Annotated in this window: 17 protein-coding genes; 16 read left to right on the forward strand and 1 reads right to left on the reverse strand. The window is 60.4% G+C overall.

What is annotated here, in order from left to right; genetic code table 11:
• Window positions 1-95 precede the first annotated feature (95 nt).
• The 12 genes from KI243_RS10035 (at window position 96) to KI243_RS10090 (ending at window position 13,396) form a co-directional block, all read left to right on the forward strand.
• Window positions 96-1,136: a hypothetical protein gene (locus KI243_RS10035; protein WP_212810762.1), complete on the forward strand. Its 1,041-nt coding sequence runs from the start codon at window positions 96-98 to the stop codon at window positions 1,134-1,136.
• 19 nt (window positions 1,137-1,155) lie between these two features.
• Window positions 1,156-2,097 carry a hypothetical protein gene (locus KI243_RS10040; protein WP_212810763.1) on the forward strand — a complete coding sequence of 314 codons (942 nt, stop codon included), beginning with the start codon at window positions 1,156-1,158 and terminating at the stop codon, window positions 2,095-2,097.
• Complete coding sequence (locus KI243_RS10045) at window positions 2,094-3,032, forward strand: hypothetical protein (protein WP_212810764.1); 939 nt, start codon at window positions 2,094-2,096, stop codon at window positions 3,030-3,032. Before KI243_RS10040 ends, KI243_RS10045 begins: the two co-directional genes overlap by 4 nt.
• A 326-nt stretch (window positions 3,033-3,358) precedes the next feature.
• Window positions 3,359-4,087, forward strand: coding sequence for an autoinducer binding domain-containing protein (locus KI243_RS10050; RefSeq protein WP_212810765.1), 729 nt, complete (start codon window positions 3,359-3,361; stop codon window positions 4,085-4,087).
• 313 nt (window positions 4,088-4,400) lie between these two features.
• Window positions 4,401-5,015 (forward strand): acyl-homoserine-lactone synthase, encoded by a 615-nt coding sequence (locus KI243_RS10055; protein WP_212810766.1) that lies wholly within the window; start codon window positions 4,401-4,403, stop codon window positions 5,013-5,015.
• Window positions 5,016-5,079: 64 nt separating this feature from the next.
• Window positions 5,080-6,510, forward strand: a complete 1,431-nt coding sequence (locus tag KI243_RS10060) for an FAD-dependent oxidoreductase (protein WP_177129696.1) — start codon at window positions 5,080-5,082, stop codon at window positions 6,508-6,510.
• Entirely contained in the window at window positions 6,507-7,355 is an 849-nt protein-coding gene (locus tag KI243_RS10065) for a HemK/PrmC family methyltransferase (RefSeq protein WP_212810767.1), read from the forward strand. Before KI243_RS10060 ends, KI243_RS10065 begins: the two co-directional genes overlap by 4 nt.
• Window positions 7,352-8,614 carry an aminotransferase class I/II-fold pyridoxal phosphate-dependent enzyme gene (locus KI243_RS10070; protein ID WP_244861832.1) on the forward strand — a complete coding sequence of 421 codons (1,263 nt, stop codon included), beginning with the start codon at window positions 7,352-7,354 and terminating at the stop codon, window positions 8,612-8,614. Before KI243_RS10065 ends, KI243_RS10070 begins: the two co-directional genes overlap by 4 nt.
• A gap of 27 nt (window positions 8,615-8,641) precedes the next feature.
• Window positions 8,642-8,971, forward strand: a complete 330-nt coding sequence (locus KI243_RS10075; RefSeq protein WP_017125786.1) for a chorismate mutase — start codon at window positions 8,642-8,644, stop codon at window positions 8,969-8,971.
• A gap of 3 nt (window positions 8,972-8,974) precedes the next feature.
• Complete coding sequence (gene pabB, locus KI243_RS10080) at window positions 8,975-11,020, forward strand: aminodeoxychorismate synthase component I (protein WP_212810768.1); 2,046 nt, start codon at window positions 8,975-8,977, stop codon at window positions 11,018-11,020.
• Window positions 11,013-11,897, forward strand: a complete 885-nt coding sequence (locus tag KI243_RS10085; protein WP_177084862.1) for a prephenate dehydrogenase dimerization domain-containing protein — start codon at window positions 11,013-11,015, stop codon at window positions 11,895-11,897. Before pabB ends, KI243_RS10085 begins: the two co-directional genes overlap by 8 nt.
• A complete protein-coding gene (locus KI243_RS10090) occupies window positions 11,897-13,396 on the forward strand; it encodes an MFS transporter (RefSeq protein ID WP_042935198.1) in 1,500 nt (499 codons plus the stop codon). Before KI243_RS10085 ends, KI243_RS10090 begins: the two co-directional genes overlap by 1 nt.
• A gap of 60 nt (window positions 13,397-13,456) precedes the next feature.
• Here KI243_RS10090 and KI243_RS10095 read toward each other — a convergent pair whose 3' ends face one another.
• On the reverse strand, window positions 13,457-14,929 hold the full coding sequence (locus KI243_RS10095) for an MFS transporter (RefSeq protein ID WP_017125790.1): 1,473 nt from the start codon (window positions 14,927-14,929) through the stop codon (window positions 13,457-13,459).
• Between the two features lie 256 nt (window positions 14,930-15,185).
• On the opposite strand from KI243_RS10095, the gene KI243_RS10100 reads away from it, so the two are divergent.
• The 4 genes from KI243_RS10100 to KI243_RS10115 all read left to right on the forward strand — a co-directional run bounded on the left by KI243_RS10100 (window position 15,186) and on the right by KI243_RS10115 (window position 19,754).
• Entirely contained in the window at window positions 15,186-15,800 is a 615-nt protein-coding gene (locus tag KI243_RS10100; RefSeq protein ID WP_103032741.1) for a biliverdin-producing heme oxygenase, read from the forward strand.
• Entirely contained in the window at window positions 15,797-18,043 is a 2,247-nt protein-coding gene (locus KI243_RS10105; RefSeq protein WP_177084859.1) for an ATP-binding protein, read from the forward strand. Before KI243_RS10100 ends, KI243_RS10105 begins: the two co-directional genes overlap by 4 nt.
• Before the next feature lie 186 nt (window positions 18,044-18,229).
• Window positions 18,230-18,730, forward strand: a complete 501-nt coding sequence (locus KI243_RS10110) for a sigma-70 family RNA polymerase sigma factor (RefSeq protein WP_017125793.1) — start codon at window positions 18,230-18,232, stop codon at window positions 18,728-18,730.
• Window positions 18,731-18,770: 40 nt separating this feature from the next.
• The gene (locus tag KI243_RS10115) at window positions 18,771-19,754 is read left to right on the forward strand and encodes a FecR family protein (protein WP_177084851.1); all 984 of its coding nucleotides are present in this window, start codon (window positions 18,771-18,773) and stop codon (window positions 19,752-19,754) included.
• The last annotated feature ends 13 nt before the right edge of the window (window positions 19,755-19,767 follow it).

Consider the following 19,767-nt stretch of genomic DNA (forward strand, 5'->3'; position numbering starts at 1 on the left):
GAATGTTGGACACAGAGTGTTTCGGCTTTTTTCCGCAATGGTAGTATCTGTCGGGTTTTCCTCATCAGGGGAGGTTAATTTTTTGTGGGGCGTTGATGGATATTCAGAAGTTGCACAAGGATGTTCGCACTCATCGGAGTTTGTTTGTTCGTGTTCCGCTGGGGCGGATGTTGAAGGTCCGGCAGTATCTTGTAACTCTCATCTATCTTTTTGCCATCTTGGCCGCAATGTTGTACATGGTATTTTCAGGGCGAGTGATGGAGTTTTCCGCGTTCTCTTGGCCAATGCTTTACTGCGTTATTGTTTTGCTGATTGCCATGATGCAGTGTGTCGATGTTATGACTCAGGTTCGCGCAGACGAGATTGAGCGAAGAACAGGCATTCAATTGCCACAAAACTGCTCGGTCGCTATTGGCATACAGCTTCAGGAACAGGCCTGGTTTTGCCAGCTCTATGGTGGTCCCAACCAGGACTTATCGAGAAAGGCACTTGAGCTGGAAACGCAGTGGCGTAATTGGCAGCGCATCGACTCGAAAGCCGCGCCCGATCAGATGCGTGACTTCAAGGCATTCTACTGGGACTTTCCCGAGCCTGGACGCTTCATGACGCTGCTGGTGGGCTTTTTCGCAATCGTCGCGACACTGGTCATTACGTTGGGTGCCAGTCAGGATGCCTATTTCGAACTGTGGAATTCATGGCAAGGCTATCTGAAGCTCTGGGGGACCCTGGCTATCGTAATAGCCTATTCCGCCGTTCCACTGCTGGCAGTAAAAATGATGTTCAAGGAAATGCTGCTTGCCTTGCTTGATTTCTTTGGTTCGCCAGGGACTACGGAGCGGATGTTCTACCGGTACATTCGCCAAATGCTCTGGGGTGCAGGTGTAGTTCCCGGTTATCCGGAAAAAGATAAAAATTTCCTGGGCTGGATTGATAAGGCTCTGGCTTTCTTTTCTCTGCCGCTGCTCGAAATACTCAAGGTGGTTGGTTTTTGCATTTGTGGGTGTGCTTTCTTCACGGCTGTAGTTCTCTGGTGGGTGTGTGTGTCCATGGCCGGAATCGTCAGGTGGTGTGTTTGGGAACTCCCATTCTTCGTTAATTTTATCTGGGGTTTCCTTGTGCTATGGGCAACGACTTAAGGGAAGGAGTCTCCGGTCAGTGAACGGACTCGTTGTCATCACCACCTATTTCAACCCCTGCGGCTATAGCAGCCGCCGGCACAACTACGACCTGTTTATCGCCGGCATGCGCCGGGCCGGGGTGACCTGCATCACCGTCGAATGCGCGTTCGGCGAGGAACCCTTCGAGTTGCCCGCGAGCCTGGACGTGATCCAGGTCCGCGCGCGCACGCTGCTCTGGCAGAAGGAGCGCCTGCTCAACCTGGCCGCCTCCTGGCTGCCGGGAAATTGTCGTTATGTCGCCTGGCTCGACTGCGACATCCTCTTCGACAACCGTTCCTGGGTCGGCGACCTGGTCCGTGTGCTGCGTGAGTACCCGGTGGCGCAGGTCTTCGAAAGCTGCCTGCGCCTGGAACACGGCAACGTCGGGGGGGCCGTGGCCGACGTCGCGCATTCCTTTGCCGCGGTGATGCGGCGCCAGCCCGACAGCCTCGATGCCGGCCGCTACGACCTGCATGGCCACACCGGCTACGGCTGGGCGATGCGCCGCGAGATCTTCGACGAAGTGGGGCTCTACGAGTGCGCCGTCTCCGGCAGCGCCGACCACTTCATGGCCCATGCGATCTTCGGCGACTACAACTTCTGCATTCGCAATGCCCTCAAGCACGACCCCCGGCAGATCGACCACCTCAAGGCCTGGGGTCGGCGCTTCCACCAACGGGTGCAGGGTCGCCTCGGCGTAGTGCCGGGACGCATTCGCCACCTGTGGCATGGCGACGCCGTGAACCGCCGCTACTTCCTGCGCATGCACGACATCACCGACCTTGGCTTCGACCCCTGGACCGACCTGCAGATCGTCCCCGGCGCGCCGCTGGAGTGGGCCGCAGGGATGGATAAGCCGGGACTGCGCCAGTACTTCGCCAATTACTTTGCCAGCCGCCAAGAAGACGGCCTCCAGGCGATCGAGGAGAATCCTGCATGAACGATTTGCGCGACCCGGACCTGGACGACGCCATCGCCGAGCTGGGCAATGTGCTCGAAACCCTTGAACAGCGCGCCGAGGCCAGCGAACGCGCCCTTGGCAAACTGGCGCGCCAGCGCAAGGCCTACCTGAGCCAGGTGACCTACGACCTGCTGCCCAAGCTGTCTTCGGTGGTCCTGGCCAGGCTGCGCGAGCAGGTGCCGGGCTTCGTCACGCTACAGGTGCAGGAAAGCTTCGACACCCAACGCAAATTTCTCGGCCTGTTTGCCAGCAAGGACTACGCCCATACCCTGGCGTTATTGCAGACCCGGTTGGCCAGCCATCTCGATCAACTCCAGCCTGCCGGCCTGCGCGAGCGTAATGACGAGATCGCCCAGGTGTCGGCGCAGCGCGAAGGGCTGCAGTTCCAGCGCCAGGCGACCGGCGAACTGCTGGCATTGCTGCAACAGGCGCGACAGCAGGGCACGCCGTTGCCGCCGCAGGTGCAGGAACAGGTCCGGCACCTGGCGACCCTGGCCCGGGCGGCGCGCAGGAACGATGACCGGACGGATTTCATGGATCGGGATTATCGTGATTACAGCTCCCGCCACGCCAACGACCCGAGTCGTACGACGGTGGACGAGCGGGGGCCGGAGCAGCGCGATAATCCGCTGGACCTGCTGATCTACTGGGCAACGGATATGTCCACGAGCTTGCGCACGCTGGTGATCGATACGGTCGAAGAGGCAAGGCGGGAGGTTGATGAGGTGCGGCGGGAGTTCAGTAGCGAACCGAACGAATCGAGAGCGGCAACGGAATCAGGGGCTGCTGGCTCGTCGCAGTCGTCTTCGGCGGCGGATTCGTTGGTGCCCGCCGCTGTGGCGGTGGGAGTGACGGCTGCGGCGGTGACGGGGGCGGTGATTGCGACGGATGATAGTTTGGGGTTGTTTTCGTGAGAGGTGTAGTGGTCAGAAACCAGACCCTCACACCGTACTGAATCATTTCCGCGTCGAGTCCCTGGCGAATCTGGCGGGCGACCGTGACTTCTTCTCGAGTGGGGTGGTGTCGGGTCGATCCGCGTCCACGGGGCTCGCCGGCCAGGGTGAGTCCCTCCAGTGGATTTATTCGTTCTCTTGTCCCTGATGTACGACCGGAACACTACGTGGATAACTGGGCTTCCCGGTAGCAGGTGGTTGTTTTCAAATATTGCAACACTTATTCCGGGGCGAGTTGTTGTTTCAAGATTTAACTCTGGAGTAGATTGAATTTCTAAAGGAATAGTATGGTGATGCCAATGAGGCAAAATGCTGATTTCATGACGTGGTGGTTCGACGTCAATTCGCGCTTCGCCAATTGTAGTCGGCCGGAGGAGTTGTTTCGCCAGATTGAACATGAAGTTCATCTCATGGGTTTTGATTGTTTTGCCTATGGTTATCGTCGCCCGGTGCCCTTCAACCAGGCCGAAACGCTTATCGTGGGCACCTATCCCGGGGAATGGCTCGAGCGCTACAACGATAAGGGCTACGGGGCCATTGACCTCTCGGTAATCAAGGCGCGTAGTCAGGGGCTTGTGATCTGGGAAGAGCATAGCGAATTGCTGGGCTCTGAACTGTTCCGTGAGGCGCGCGAGTGGAATCTGAACATTGGCGCCACCTTTGTGGCCCGGGGGAGGGACCAGACGCTGCACATGCTGGGGATCTCCAGGGCTGAAGACTCTGTTGGCGCTGATGAAGCCCTGCTGCTCAAGCTCAAGTTGAGGTGCATCACGGAGCTGCTTGAGGACAATCTGTCCTGTCCTGACAATCTTGTTCAGGCAGAGGTGTTATTGAGCGGGCGCGAGGTCGAAATCCTGCGTTGGATTGCCGATGGCAAATGCTCCAGGAGTATTTCTGAAATATTGAGTCTTTCAGAACATACCATAAATTATCATGTAAAGAGCATTCAGCGAAAGTTTGGCTCCAGTAACAGGGTGTTGACGGCGACATATGCGGCGGCGCTTGGTGTTATTTGATCTTGCGGATTTCGTATTTTTCTTCTACCTGGATTTCCGTTCTCCGAGTTGTCGGCATGACTGATGGCGGTGTGCCGCTTTTTTTGGGTCGCCTGACCTGAACGACTCTTCGTTCATGTGTGGCGGACTCACCCAATGCTTTTCCTTCTGACTAGTACGTCTTCTCCTGCTTTTTGCACAGGACAAAAGTGTTTCATATTTTTTCGTGATATGTCTGACTACTAATTTTGGTAGTTGCGGTCTTCAGGCTTTATCCATAGTGTTTAAATAATTACAGGAAGTTCTGCCTGATCTGCAAAGGAGGTGCTGTCCGATGTACAGGTTTGTGTGCAGGCGTTTTGCCGATATGGATAAGGATGCACTTGAAAAGTTGGGCCGATTTCGTCATGAGGTGTTCATCGGAAAATTGCGCTGGGACGTTGTTAGCTTGCATCCGAGGCCAGGCATAGAAATTGATCAGTTTGATACGGATGGAACAATTTTCATCACTGCCCTGGATAATAAAGGGCAAGTGGTTGGTTGTACTCGCCTGTTGCCGACAACTCAGCCTTATCTGCTTGGCGAGGTTTTTCCCCGACTCTGTGACAAGCCCGTTCCCCGTGATGCGAAAATCTGGGAATTGTCGCGCTATGCAGCTATTCCCGAGGTCTCGGGGACGCTCGGCATCAGCCTGTTCAAGGTCTCCATGCAGTTCGCCCACATGCAGGGCGTTCGTGACGTGGTGGCTGTGACCACGCAATCGCTGGAGCGTTACTTTCTGCGTCATGGTGTAGAGCTACGCAGACTGGGTGGATCCTTGAGCAGGGGCAAGGACAAGCTGGTTGCATTGTGTTTTCCCACTCATCAGTTCTTGAACTTCATTCACAGGGTGAACCTGGATGAAGCATTGCAAGAGCATATCGATAACAAGTCGATTGTTGCTCTCTAGATTTTTTCAGGCCTGAAGTTCGGGTTTCGGTTTAAGTTTGAAGTGTTTTTCTGCGGAGATAAAGATGATCTACGATGTTGTTGTGGTCGGTAGCGGTGCTATTGGTGGCTCCATTGCATTCGAACTCGCAAGTCGCGGACTCAAAGTCTGCCGGGTGGGGGAAATAAACAGGATCAATGCGGCATCCAGAGCGGCAGGCGCGATGAATGGCTGTTTTGGCGAGATCACCAACGGTCTGTTGGCCAGCGAACATGGTCGCCTGAAACTGGCGATGGATATCCAGGCCAAGGGCGTGTGGGGGCAATGGGCCGAGCGTCTTGCCCAGGCCTCCGGCAATCGCGAGGAGTTGCTGACGGCCCGTGGTACCCACGTCATCCTGAACTCTGCCGGCATGGCGGAAATCGACAGCGTCAACTATGCCGCTATCGAGAAATCCCTGGTTGATCACAAGGTCCCCTACCGCGAGGTCGCTCCTGAGCGGCTGGATTGGATCAAGGCCAACGACCTGGTCCGGCCGATGCAGGCACTGCTGATCCCCGATGAAAACGCGCTCGATTCGCACCTGCTCCTTGAAAAACTGGATGCCGCCCTGTTGGGATGCGGCGGCGAACTTGTCACGAGCAATGCCCGCAGCCTGATAACCGAAGGTCGGGTTGCCACGGGAGTGGTGCTGGAGAATGGCCAGCAAATTGCCGGCAAGCATGTCGTCGTGGCGGCCGGTGTCCAATCGTTGGAGCTGTTCGACGCCCTGGACGATATAAAAACGCGGATTCCCCCGCTGTTCGCCGGTTACGGCGTGTCCATCCTGGCCAGGCTCAAGCCGGGGCAGACTACCCCCTCGACCGTTATCCGAACGCCCAACAGAGCCTTCGCCTGTGGCTTGCACTGTGTGCCGCGCTCGGCGGACCTGCTGTATATCGGCGCAACCAACATCCTGGCTGAAGAACCTCGTTCCCATGCGTTGATTTCCGATGTGCAGTTCCTGCTCGACTGTGCGGTTGACCAGCTCAACCTGGATTTGCATGATGCCGAGGTCGTCAATATCCAGGTGGGGAACCGGCCTATTCCAGCCGATGGTTTTCCGCTGATCGGCCAATGCGAGTACGAGGGCCTCTGGCTGGCCACCGGCACCTACCGGGATGGCCTGCATCAATCGCCGCTGCTGGCGTCCTGGATGGCGGACCAGATACAGGGCGTGCCCAACGGTCTCGACCTGTCTTCCTTCGCTCCGGTGCGCAAGCCGCTTCAGGGCCTCGCACGCAGCAGTACGGTCGCCGAGACGGTGAAACAGATGTTCGCCACGGGCTATGAGTACCGCTGGGACATCAAGCCTTACTGGACGCCACTGCTCGACAAGGGCATGACCGACAACTACACGAGATTGATCGAGTCGTTGCACCCGCATTTCACTCCGCCGCCCGAACTGGTTGCCTTTTCCTATCTGTACCGTTCGATGTACGAGCGTCTGGCGCGCTACTACGAGGCCTGGTCATGATCCATTCACAGCTTGAGCATGAGCACGTCACGGCATTGGAGAACCTGACGAAAGCGGGTGTATGGGACCCCCTGGGTGATCTGCGGGCCATTGCGGGCAAGCACTTTTCCTCTGGGTTCGAGCCCGATGGCCACAGGTTGTCGGCGTTTCAGCTGGATGTGGCTGAGCGCTGTGCCCGGACGCCCCTGGGGCACATCCTGGGATACACCGATTTTGCCGATCTGCGCTTCGTCGTGGGCAGTGGCGCATTCATCCCGCGCTTGCAGAGCATGGCGATGGTGCGGTGGATCGAGGAGAACCTGCCACTCGATAGCCATTCGATGGTGTATGACCTGTGCTCGGGAGTAGGTGCAATCGGCCTGTCGATATGGTCCAGATCCGGGGCAAGGGTGGTCTGTGTCGAAAACGATCCGATCGCCCAGGCCTACCTCGGGCGCAACATCCATCGGCTCTGCCAGGGGCGTCCGGACGTGACGTTGTGCGAGGGGGATATCAGCAGGCTCGACAAGTTCGAACAGGCGCGTGGCAGCGTCGACGTAGTCGTGTCCAACCCTCCGTATGTCTCGGCGGGGACCGAGCTTCTGCCCGAGTGGGGCATTCATCATCCTTCCGGCGCCATTTACGCGGGTGACCAGGGCGGCGAGTTGATCGAGGCGTCGGCGCGACTGGCCGACCTCATCCTCAAGCCGAAGGGGGCGCTGCTGATCGAGCATGGCGAAGCGCAGGGGCATCGGGTCAGGTCGCTGCTCGAACAGTATGGTTTTGACTCGGTTCGTACTTGTGTCGATGGACGTTTTGGCGATTCGACGGGACCTGCCGTCGTGACTGTAGGGAGAAAGGCATGAACAACATGGACTCACGCCTGGCGGCAGCCACCCATGACAACTGGATGACGATTCGCCAGCAGCGCACCAGTGGGGCGCTCGGTAGCGCGTCGGATGATGGCCTGACCGGTTTCGAGGTGGTTTCACGCAAAGGCAAGGAAGTGGAGTTGGCCGATGGCTCGACCTGCACGGAGTTTATTTCATGCTCCTATCTGGGACTTGAAAGCCATCCCAAGCTGATCATGGCGGCGCAGTCGGCCCTCGAGCGAATCGGCATCCACCTGTCGGCCAGTCGCAGCGCCATGAGCCCGGTCTATCTGCGGCAGCTCGAACAGTTGCTGGGCGAGATCTATCTTGGAGCCAGCGTGACGGTATTCACCTCCACCAGCAATGCCCACCTCGGTGTATTGCCGTTGCTGGGCAGTGGCACAATGGAAGGCTATCCGATCAGGCGCTCGGTCATGTGGCTGATCGATCGAACCGCCCACGCCTCGATGCAGGTTCTGCGAGGGGTCATGTCGCAGTTCGGCGCGGTCAAGCGAGTCGACACCCAGGACATCGATGCGCTCAGGCAGGCACTGGTGCAATGTGACAGGGAGCAGATTACCCCCGTCCTGCTGATTGACGGGGTCGGCTCGATGTCGGATCTGCTCCCGGTGGGTGAGCTGAGCGAGTTGCTGCAGGCCCATGGCGGCTACCTCTATATCGACGACGCCCATGGCATTTCGATTACCGGCAGGCATGGTGCCGGTTATGCCTTCGAGAATCTGAGCTACCGGTTGCCGGCCAATACCCTCATCGCGGGCTCGTTGAGCAAGGCATTTGGCGGTGCGGGCGGTTTCATCGTGCTCAAGCCCGGCTACAACGCGGCGCAGCTACGGGCGTTGGCCAATCCGCTGGTGTTCGGTCACACCATTTCCGTGCCACTGCAGGCGGCAAACGTCGCAGCTGCGCAGATTCACCTGTCCTCCGAGATATCGTCCCTGCAGGACGCGTTGTGGGCGAACGTGCGGAGTCTCGATGCTCAGGTCTCGCAGCGCATGATGAATGCCTCCTTGCGTGCTCCCATCCGTGGAGCCCTGTTCGAGTCGGAACGGCAGGGGGTCATGGCGGCCAGTGCCCTGCGGGCCTCGGGGCTGATCGTGTTTCCAGTGTTCTATCCGATCGTGGAGACCGGCAAGGCCATGCTGCGTTGCGCCGTCTCGGCAGTTCATACACCGGGACAGATCAACGCGCTGGCCTGTCAGCTCAATCAGCAACTGGGCCGGGCATCGGCCTGACGACGATAAACAGCAAGGACCATGTCAATGAATGCAGAAAGGAATGCTGCGTCGGCGGAGCGGGATCTTCAGCCGTGTCGTCAGCAGTTGGACCGGATCAACCAGTCGCTTGTGGACCTGTTGGCCCAGCGCATGGACGTATGCCGGACGATCGCCGGGATCAAGCACGTGAGCGGAATCCCGATGATGCAACCGCACCGGATCACCTCGACGCTGGACCAGGTGATTGCGTTATCGCGATCTCGTCAGTTGCGTCCGGAATACCTGGAGCGGGTGTTCGAGTTGATCATCAAGGAAACCTGCGATGAGGAACTGCGCATCATGGATGCTCTCGATCAGTCACGTGTGGAGGAATGAGGCATGCGTACACTGATTGTCGATAACTTCGACTCCTTTACCAACAATATTGCCCAGTACATCTACGAGGCTTGCGGCGAACAGCCTGAGATCGTGCCCAATTCCACCGCTTTCGAGGAACTCGACCTGGAGGGTTACGATGCCGTCATCCTCTCCCCGGGCCCCGGACATCCTGCCCGCAGCGCCGACTTTGGCGTGTGCCGGGAGGTGCTGGCACGTGCCCGGATCCCGGTGCTCGGGGTTTGCCTGGGGCACCAGGGGATCAACTGCTTCTTCGGTGGTGCGGTCGAGCACGCACCGGAACCCGTACATGGCTACCGTACCCGCATCATTCATTCGGGCAGCGGCCTGTTTGCCGGAATTCCACAGGCATTCGAGGTGGTCCGCTATCACTCGCTGGTGTGCACGCAGGTTCCATCCTGCCTGGAAGTGACCGCACGCTCCGACTGTGGCCTGATCATGGGGCTCGCTCATCGTGAGCGGGCAATCTGGGGCGTGCAGTTCCACCCGGAGTCCATCGACTCGGAATATGGCTTGCAGGTTATCCGCAATTTCGTGCGTCTTGTCGCTGATGCGCGAGGTCGCCAGAATTGCGAACAGGAGATCGATCCTGTGCGACGGGCATTGCAAGTTGCGGGTGGTTCGATGGAGCTGTCGTTTGACTTCCAACTCATTGAGCAAGCTCCAGGGCCATCGCAGATGTTCAAGGCCCATTTCGCAGAACGGCCGGCGGCCTTCTGGCTCGACAGCGAATTGTCGGATCGGCCGCAAGCCAGGTACTCGGTGATGGGCGCCTGTGATCGCGACTCGGCGCTGGTATTCAGGTATGACGTCAATCGTCGGCGCCTGTCGATCGAGGGGCCCACGGGGCAGGCGAGTCTCGAGGGGGATTTCTTCGAGTTGATGGCCGGCATCGTCGAGCACCTCGGGGCGGCCCGCCAGTCCGAGGCGCCGTTTCCCTTCAGTGCCGGCCTGATCGGCTACCTGGGGTACGAACTCAAGGCCCTGACCGCTACCGGCGTGTGCAACACGCATGTGTCCGAATTGCCCGATGCGCTGTTCTACCTACCGCAGAACATGCTGGTCTTCGATCACCGGAATGAACTCACCTATCTCTGTCACCTGTGGGGTGAGCGTCTTGTGCTAAGACCCACCGGCGATGCCGAGCAACCGCGCTACCAACCCTTCGTTCCCGGGCCGGTGGCCGAGTCGGCGCTGCAACTGGCCGACTGCTCGAAGGCCTACATCGAAAAGGTCAATCTGTGCCTGCAGCAGATCGTCGATGGCGAGTCATATGAAATCTGCCTGACCAACCGTGCGAGCCTGGAGTGTACGGATGATCCGCTAAACGGCTATCTGCGCATGCGCAGCATCAGTCCCGTGCCCTATGGTGCCTATATCGACACCGGGGAGTTCTCCATCCTCAGCGCGTCCCCCGAGACGTTCCTGTCAATCGATGGCTGCGGCCGCATTGCCTCCCGCCCCATCAAGGGCACACGTCCGCGGGGACTTGACCTGGAGCAGGATGATCAGCTCAAGCGCGAGCTGGCGAGTTCGGCCAAGGACCGTGCAGAAAACCTGATGATTGTCGATCTGGTGCGTCACGACCTGAACAGTATCTGTGTGCCGGGCTCGGTGAAAGTGCCGAAAGCGTTCGATATCGAAAGCTATTCATCGGTACATCAATTGGTCTCGACCGTCGAAGGACAGTTGCGTGCGGGGGTCGATTCGTTCGCGGCGATCAAGGCCTGTTTCCCTGGCGGCTCGATGACCGGTGCGCCGAAAGTACGCACCATGGAAATCATCGACAAGCTGGAGTCCTCCGCACGTGGCATCTATTCCGGGGCCCTGGGCTGGATCGGCCTGGATGGTTACATCGACCTCAGCATTGTCATCAGGACGACGGTGATCAAGGACGGCATGGCCCGTTTCGGCATTGGTGGGGCAATCGTGGCCGCCTCCGATCCGGCAGAGGAGATGCATGAGACGCTGGTCAAGGCCAGTGTGCCATTCCATAGCATCAGCGCGAGGGAGATAGCCGTTGAATAATTTTCTGATCCTGGGTGGGGCCGGCATCGTAGGCAGCTTTGTTGCGAGGATGTTGCAGGAGCGCGGATACGAACCGACGATCGTGGACCTTGTACCCTCGACCCTTGCAGTCGATCACCGGGTAATGGACGCGCTGGGTTTGCCCGAGCAGGCACCGGGGTTGCTCGAGTCCACCGACGCTATCGTCCTCGCCTTGCCCGAAGACGTCGCGATACAGGTGCTTGAGCGTTATGCGGGAGCCTTGGCCTCGATCCAGGTCATCATCAATACCTGTTCGGTGCAGGGACCTTTCCAGCGCAGGGCCGAGTCGTTGTTTCCCGACGTGCCTTGCGTTGGCATCAATCCCATGTTTTCCCCGACGCTCGACTGTCGCGGGCGTCCGGTGGTGGTGTGTGAGCGTACGGCCAGCAAGGCGGGAGACTGGTTCGAGACACTGTTGCACGAACAGGACATGCAGGTGAGGCGCCTGTCGCCGGATGAGCATGACCAGGCGATGGCTGTATGCCAGGCATTGCCCCATGCCGCCATCCTTGCGTTTACTTTTGCATTGTCGAGGAGCCAGTGCGACCTGGAAACGATACAGGCGCTGGCACCGCCGCCAATGAGGACTCTGCTGAGCCTGTCGGCGCGGATCCTGCTCAATGCGCCTGTCACTTACTGGGATATCCAGAAACATAACAGTGCAGGTCAGTTGCAGCGTGATCGACTGTCGGACAGCCTGGCTATGCTGGACCAGCTGTGCGGGCTCGATACTCCGGAGCGCTTCGCCGAGGAAATTGTCGCGGTGCGCCGGCAACTGGGCGGCTACGTGGATGAATACGGAAAAACCTGTGAAACACTATTCAATGTTCTAAGTCCTTCGGGGAGAAATGACTGATGCAGGGAGCAGCAAGTCCACTGGTTTCAATCCTCAAGGATCGCTCAAAGGGCGCGGCGTTACTCGTCATCATGCTACCGGTACTGCTGGTGACCATCGATAACACCATTCTCAGCTTCGCCCTACCACGTATCGTGACGGCGTTGGCGCCCTCGGCCGCCGAACAGTTGTGGATGATCGACGCTTATTCCCTGGTGCTGGCCGGCTTGCTGGTCACCATGGGCAGTACCGGCGATCGTGTCGGGCATCGCCGGATGCTGTGCCTGGGCTGCAGCGGCTTCGCCGTCATTTCGGTCCTGGTAGTCTTTTCCCAGCAAGCCTGGCACTTGATCGCCGGCCGGGTGTTGCTGGGCTGCTTTGGGGCCATGATCCTGCCGGCAACCCTGGCCCTGATTCGCACGGCTTTCGAGGACCGCGAAGAGCGTCGCCTGGCGGTGGCGGTCTGGGCAACCTGCCTGACCATCGGTTCGGCATTGGGGCCGCTGCTGGGAGGCTTGTTGTTGCAGTATTTCGACTGGCAAGCGGTATTTCTGGTGGCTTTGCCTTTCCTGTTGCCGGTGCTGTTGCTGGCTTCGTCGATCACCGAATCGTCAAGGCAGCAAGGGGCGCCGACCGATTACCTGAGCATTCTGCTGAGCCTGGGGGCCATGACCGGTACCATGCTGGCTCTCAAGCATCTGGCGACGGTCGGAGCCGATACCCAGGCGCTGCTCTGGGCGTTGGCCGGTGTGCTGATGGGTGTGCTCTTCGTCCGTCGCCAACTGCTGCTGGAGCAACCCCTTCTGGACCTCAGGCTGTTCGCCTGGCCAGTATTCAGCGTATCGATCACGGTCAACCTGGTGAGCCTGGGAATGCTGATCGGTTTCATTTTCTTCGCCACCCAGTTGCTGCAACTGGTGTTCGGGATGTCGCCGCTGATGGCCAGCCTGATTCTCGTACCCGGCCAGGCGCTGGCAATTGTCGCCGGCATGGCCATTGTGCCGGTTGCGCAACGGGTCGCGCCGAACCGGGTCATCAGCGGCTGCCTGCTGGTTGCGGCAGCGGCCTTTACGGTGATGGCTCTGTTCCCGGCGACGATGCTGACGGTGTGCGTAGCGTTCATATTGTTGAATGTCAGCGTGGCAGCCATCACCAGCGTATCCAACGATCTGGTGCTGTGCTCGGTGCCCGCCGAGAGCGCGGGCAGCGCTTCGTCAGTCAGCGAGACGGCCTATGAGGTTGGCGTGGTGCTGGGGACCACCTTGATCGGAGGGGCAGTGGCGGCCCTCTATCGTTTGTCGCTGGCCTTGCCGGAGGGGGTGTCCGAAGAGGTTGTGAAAGCAGCGCAAACGCTGGGCGGCGCGCATGCCATCAGCCAAACCCGGTCCGACGCTGCGACCGTGGGGTTGTTGGAGGCTGTCAATGCGGCATTTCGAGAGAGCGTTGCTATTTCCAGTGGCATGGTGGCGGGGGCAACCGTGCTGTTTGCACTGCTGACCTACCGCTACCTGCGCAGATAGAAACCGCCAGCAATGTCTCAAGACGGGGTATTGCCGCTTCTGCGGGAATACCCCGTCAGCTCAATCACTCACCTGCGACAACGGCCTGGCCACATGCTCCAGCGAGCGCCGTTCCGCCGCCACACCCCAGATCGCCTGGATCACCGCCGCGGCAATCATCAGTGCTGCGCCGATCAGGTAGCCGTAGAGCACATTGGTGCGCTCGCCGGTTTCGATCAGGGCACCGAACAGGGTCGGGCCGATCAGGCCGCCCAGGCCGGTGCCGAAGGCGTAGAACACGGCGATGGCCAGGGCGCGGATCTCCAGCGGGAAGGTTTCGGCCACGGTGAGGTAGGCCGAGCTGGCCGCCGCGGAGGCGAAGAAGAAAATCACCACCCAGGCGATGGTTTGCTGGGTGGCGTCGATCATCTGCTGCTGGAACAGATAGCCGCTGAAACAGAGCAGCACGCCGGAAATCAGGTAGGTGCTGCTGATCATGATGCGCCGGCCAATCACGTCGAACAGGCGGCCCAGCAGCAGCGGCCCGCAGAAGTTGCCGAGGGCGAAGGGCAGCAGGTACCAGCCGATATGCGCGGAAGGCACGTCATAGAAATTGGTCAGCACCAGCGCATAGGTGAAGAAGATGGCGTTGTAGAAAAATGCCTGGGCGGTGAGCAGGGTCAGCCCGACCATCGCTCGACGGCGGTGATCGACGAACAGGCTGTGGAACACCTCCCGCAGTGGCGTATGGTCGCGGGCCCGCAAACGTAGGGGCGGCTCCTGCATCGCAGGTATCTCGATGCCGCGTTCGTGGTAATGGCGTTCGATCTCGGCGACGATGCGTTCCGCTTCTTCCGGGTGGTTGTGGATCATCAGCCAGCGCGGGCTCTCCGGGACCCACAGGCGCAGCAGCATGATGATCAGCCCGAGCACCGCGCCAATGCCGAAGCACAGCCGCCAGCCCAGTTCGCCGCCGGCCACGTCCGGGTCGAGCAGGATCACCGAGCCCACCGCGCCCAGGGCGGCGCCGATCCAGAAGGTGCCATTGATGGTCAGGTCGACCCAACCGCGATAGCGGGCCGGGGTGAACTCCTGGATGGTGGAGTTGATGGCTGTGTATTCGCCGCCGATACCCGCGCCAGTGAGGAAGCGGAACAACAGGAAGCTCCACAGGCTCCAGGAAAAGGCCGTGGCCGCCGTGGCGCCGATGTACAGGAACAGGGTGATGAAAAACAGCTTGCGCCGGCCCAGGCGATCGGTCAGCCAGCCGAAGAACAACGCGCCCAGCACCGCGCCGGCAATATAGGTGGCGCCGGCCAGCCCGATCTCGGTGTTGCTCATGGCCAGGACCGGGCTGTCCTTGAGCGCTCCGGATACGGCGCCTGCGAGTGTCACTTCGAGGCCGTCGAGCAACCAGGTGATGCCCAGCGCCAGCACCAGCAGGGTGTGAAAACGGGTCCACGGCAGGCGGTCGAGGCGAGCGGGAATGTCCGTGCTGTAGCAGCGCTCGTCCGCTGGGGCGTCGGCGGCATGTTGCAGGGCCTGGGTCGTCATGGTCACTCCTGTTCGCTGACGGCGTCTCTTAGCGATGGAGCTGTACGTAGGTAAAGGAGTTCAAAAATCTCGCTTTTGCCTGACATGTCAGTTCAGGTTTTCTTGCCTGCGAGCGTCACTCATCCCATGAGGTTGGAACATTTCGCCGAAAGGGAAAACTAACCATCAAGTCAGTATCGATATTCATCGTGATAGATTGATCCTATTCGTCGTCACATCCGAATGGCTGTGGCCAACCCCACCAAGAGCGATATACATGCAAGCAGCGGCCCGTGAAGTTGATGTACCCCCGGTTCTGCGAGACCTGCGATCCGGCACGGCTGAGCGGCACGTCGCACTGGAAAAACGTCTTCCCTTTTTCTCCGATACCCTCGACTCGAAAGCCTTTCAACGGCTGATGCAGGCTTACTACGGCTTCTACCTGCCGCTGGAGCAGGCCTTGCTCGACTGTCGTCTGCTTCCCGCCGATTTTGATCTGGCGCCGCGCCTCAAGGCGGCAACCCTGCGCACGGACCTGCATACCCTGGGGCTGCCGCTCGAAGCCATCGACCGCTTGCCGACCTGTGCGTCATTGCCGGCCATCGACTCCGGCGCCGCATGCCTGGGCGTGTTGTATGTGCTGGAGGGGGCGACGCTCGGCGGGCAGATCCTGCGCCGCGAGGTCTCCAGGCGCCTGGGCCTTGATGCCGACACGGGCGCGGCGTTTCTGCAGGTTTACGGCTCCGCCACCGGACGGCGCTGGCTCGATTTCATTGAATACCTGGGCAGCCGCCCGATGGAGGCGGGCGAGCGCGAGGCTGTCGTCACGGCGGCACAATCGACATTCGGCTGTTTCGAAAATTGGCTCGAAAGCCGGGAGGTACTGGCATGACCCCTCAGGACAAGGAAGCGTTTGAAGAGTTGCTGGCCAACTGTGCCGACGAACCGATCCGTTTTCCCGGCGCCATCCAGCCCCACGGCCTGTTGTTGACCCTGAGCGAGCCGGCGCTGGAAATCGTGCAGATCAGCGCCAACGTTGAAACCCTGCTCGCTCGTGCGCCGCAGACGTTGATTGGCCAGCCATTGCAAAGCCTGATCGGCGCCGCGTATACCGAGGCCGTGCGCGAGGCGTTACGGCAACCGGCGTTTTTCGATGCGCCACCATTGCATTTCCACCTCAACGACACCGCGTTCGAAGGCTTGCTGCATCGGCACGCAGGCGTGCTGATTCTGGAGCTGGAGATCCACGTCGAGCACTTCCAGCCGCTGAACGTGGCCGGCCACCAGACCCATCTGGGGCGCCTGCTGCAGCGTCTGCAAGCGGCCACGTCGTTGCAGGCGCTGTACGACATCAGTGTCAGGGAACTGCAGGCCATGACCGGTTACGACCGGGTGTTGATCTATCGTTTCGAGGAGGAGGGGCACGGCCAGGTCATCGCCGAGGCGTCCGCGCCATCGATGGAGCTGTTCAACGGGTTGTTCTTCCCGGCCTCGGACATTCCCGAGCAGGCCCGCGAGCTGTATCGCACCAATTGGCTGCGGATCATTCCCAATGCCGATTACCAGCCAGTGCCTTTGGTGCCGAAACTGCGCCCCGACACGCAAACGCCATTGGACTTGAGCTTCGCGACCCTGCGCAGCGTTTCGCCGATCCACTGCCAGTACATGAAGAACATGGGCGTGCTGTCATCGATGAGCATTTCCCTGCTCAAGGGCGACAAGCTGTGGGGCCTGATCAGTTGCGGCAACCGTCAACCGCTGCACGTGCCACATGAGCTGCGCATCGCCTGCCAGACCATAGGCCAGGTGCTTTCACTGCAGATCAGTGCGATGGAGGCGCTGGAGGTCAGTCGCCAGCGCGAGGAAAAGGTCGAAGCCCTGGCCGTGCTCAACCAGGCGATGATCGATTCGCCGCAAAATGTCTTCGACGGTTTGGCCCATCAGCCAGAGGTACTGATGGCGCTGGTCAATGCCGGTGGCATCGCGATCATTGAAGACCAGCAGTTGCACCGACACGGCAACTGCCCGGAGCCTGAAGAGATCCGCGCGTTGCACAAATGGTTGCAGGCGTCGGGGGAACCGGTGTTCGCCAGTCATCATCTGGCCAGCGTTTACCCGCCGGCCGCGCATTATCAGCAGGTGGCCAGCGGCGTGCTCGCCATGAGTCTGCCCAAGCCGGTGGAGAACGGCGTGCTGTGGTTCCGGCCGGAGGTCAAGGAGAGCATCAACTGGAGCGGTGATCCGCGCAAACCGCTGGATCTGGAAAACTCTGACGCCGGCCTGCACCTGCGCCCGCGCACCTCATTCGAGATCTGGAAAGTCGAGATGGCCGGGATTTCCATCAAGTGGAGCCATGGCGACCTGTTCGCGGCGAACGACCTGCGCCGCTCGGCGCTGGAAAACGACCTGGCCCGCCAGGTGCGCCGGGAGCAGGAAGCGGTGCGCGCCCGCGATGACCTGGTGGCCGTGGTCTCGCACGACCTGCGTAATCCCATGACCGTGATCTCCATGCTCTGCGGCATGATGCAGAAGACGTTCAGCTCGGACGGCCCGCACACCTCGCGGCGCATCACCACGGCCATCGACACCATGCAACAGGCGGCCGCGCGTATGAACACGCTGCTGGAAGACTTGCTCGATACCTCGAAAATCGACGCCGGACGCTACATCATCAAGCCACAGCAACTCGATGTCGGACAGATGTTCCAGGAAGCGCAATCGCTGCTGGCACCGTTGGCGCTGGACAAGGACATCAGCATTTCCTTCGAGGCCGACCCCGACCTGCGCATCCACGCCGATCCCGAGCGGCTGTTCCAGGTGTTGTCGAACCTGGTCGGCAATGCCATCAAGTTCACCCCGCGCATGGGGTCGGTCGGGGTGCGGGCGCAGTCGTCCGGTGGTGAAATCGTCTTCACCGTGCGCGATAGCGGCGAAGGCATTCCCCAGGAGCACCTGCCGCATGTGTTCAGCCGCTACTGGACGTTGAAAGAGGGCAATCCGACCGGTACCGGCCTTGGCCTGTACATCACCCAGGGGATCGTCAACGCCCATGGCGGACAGATCGTGGCCAACAGCGAGCCTGGAAAAGGCGCTGAATTCCGCTTCACCCTGCCGGTGTTCGAGGCGTGTGCCTGATCGTGGAGTAGCTATCGATGTCCTTCATCATGGCACCGGCCCATCCGGTTGAAGCGGTTGTCATCAGGCGCTCTCATGAGCGTGCCGATAATCGGGCGGCGACCCGCCATCGGGGTTTCGCGGAATGAATTGCGGCTATTAATAGGAAGCATTACTATTAACATCCCGCCTTCATAGCCCGTCGCCATGAATCTCCAGCCACCCCGCAGACCCGGTTTTTTCGAGCATTACGAAGAGTTGATCGGCACCTGGACCCGCCGCCTGAGAAACCGTCAGCAAGCCGAGGACCTAGCCCACGATACCTTTGTGCGGGTGCTGGAAAGCCGTGCCGGCAGCGTCGAGCAGCCGCGGGCCTATCTGCACCAGACCGCGCGCAATATCGCGGTGGATGCCTATCGTCGCGAAGACCGGCGCGGTGCCCTGGAACTGGAAGCGATTCATCACAGCGCGCCGCCCACCGGCGACCCGGAGCATTTCATGCACGCCATCCAGCTTGCCGACTCCATCGAGCGGGCCCTGGGCGAGTTGCCCGTCAACTGTCGCAAGGCTTTTGTCTGGCAGAAGATCGAGGGTTTGACCCAGGCGGAGATCGCCGAACGCCTCGGGTTGTCCAAGAACATGGTGGAGAAGTATATGATCCGCACCCTGCGGCATCTGCGCGATCGCCTGGATGGACCGGATCAATGAAGGACAAGGCGATGCACATTCCACCCGGACAGGACTTTCCATGATGGATACCCGCGATTGCACACGCGATCCAGCCACGGTTCGCGATGAGGCCGCCACCTGGTTCGTGCGGGTGCGGGAGGCGCCGTTGAGCGCTGCGCAACAGGCCGAGTTCGACGCCTGGCGCCAGGAGCATCCGCTGCACCAGGACGAGTTCGACGTGCTCCAGGGGCTCTGGAGCGCCACCGACCTGGTGCCCCAGGCGCGTCTGCAGGCGCTCTGCGAGGTGCCGCCGGCGCGGGTCGGACGCCGGCCGTTGCTGCGCTATGCGATCGCGGCCGGGGTGATCGCGGTTGCCCTGGGACTGGGTCTGTTCAGCGGCCTGAACCATCCCGCGCCCTACAGCGCGACATTCGCCACGGTGCTCGGTGAGCGTCGCCATGTGGCCTTGCCCGATGGTTCGGTCATCGACCTCAACAGCCGCAGCCGGGTGCGCGTGAGTTACCAGCAGGACCGGCGCAATGTCGAACTGGAGGAGGGCGAGGCGATGTTCAGCGTCGAGCACGACACCAGCCGGCCGTTCGTGGTGCAGGCCGGGGTCGGCAAGGTGACGGTCACCGGGACACGCTTCGACGTGCGCCGCGATCCGACGCAAACCCGCGTGGTAGTGGAAGCGGGAACGGTCAAGGTCCAGGGCCGCGATGCCCGCGACGATGAGTTCGTCGCCCTGACGGCCGGCCTCGGTACGCGGGTCGATGCCCAGGGCCGGGTCGCGGCGGCGCAGGCGGTCAACCCCGAGGAGCTGACGGCCTGGCGCAGCGGCAAGCTGATCTTCAACAACGCCCGCCTCGCCGATGTGGTGGCGGAAGTCTCGCGCTACCGGGACAAGCCGTTGAGCGTCGCCACCCCGGCCGTCGGCAACCTGCGCCTGACCAGCGTGTTCAAGGTCAACGATACCGACGCCCTGCTCAAGGCCCTGCCGAGCATCCTGCCGGTCGCGGTCAGGAGCCGCGCCGACGGTGCCCAGGAAATAATTGCAAAATAGATTCAGGTTTTTT

Source organism: Pseudomonas sp. Ost2, from assembly GCF_018326065.1.
GTDB classification, from domain to species: domain Bacteria; phylum Pseudomonadota; class Gammaproteobacteria; order Pseudomonadales; family Pseudomonadaceae; genus Aquipseudomonas; species Aquipseudomonas gingeri.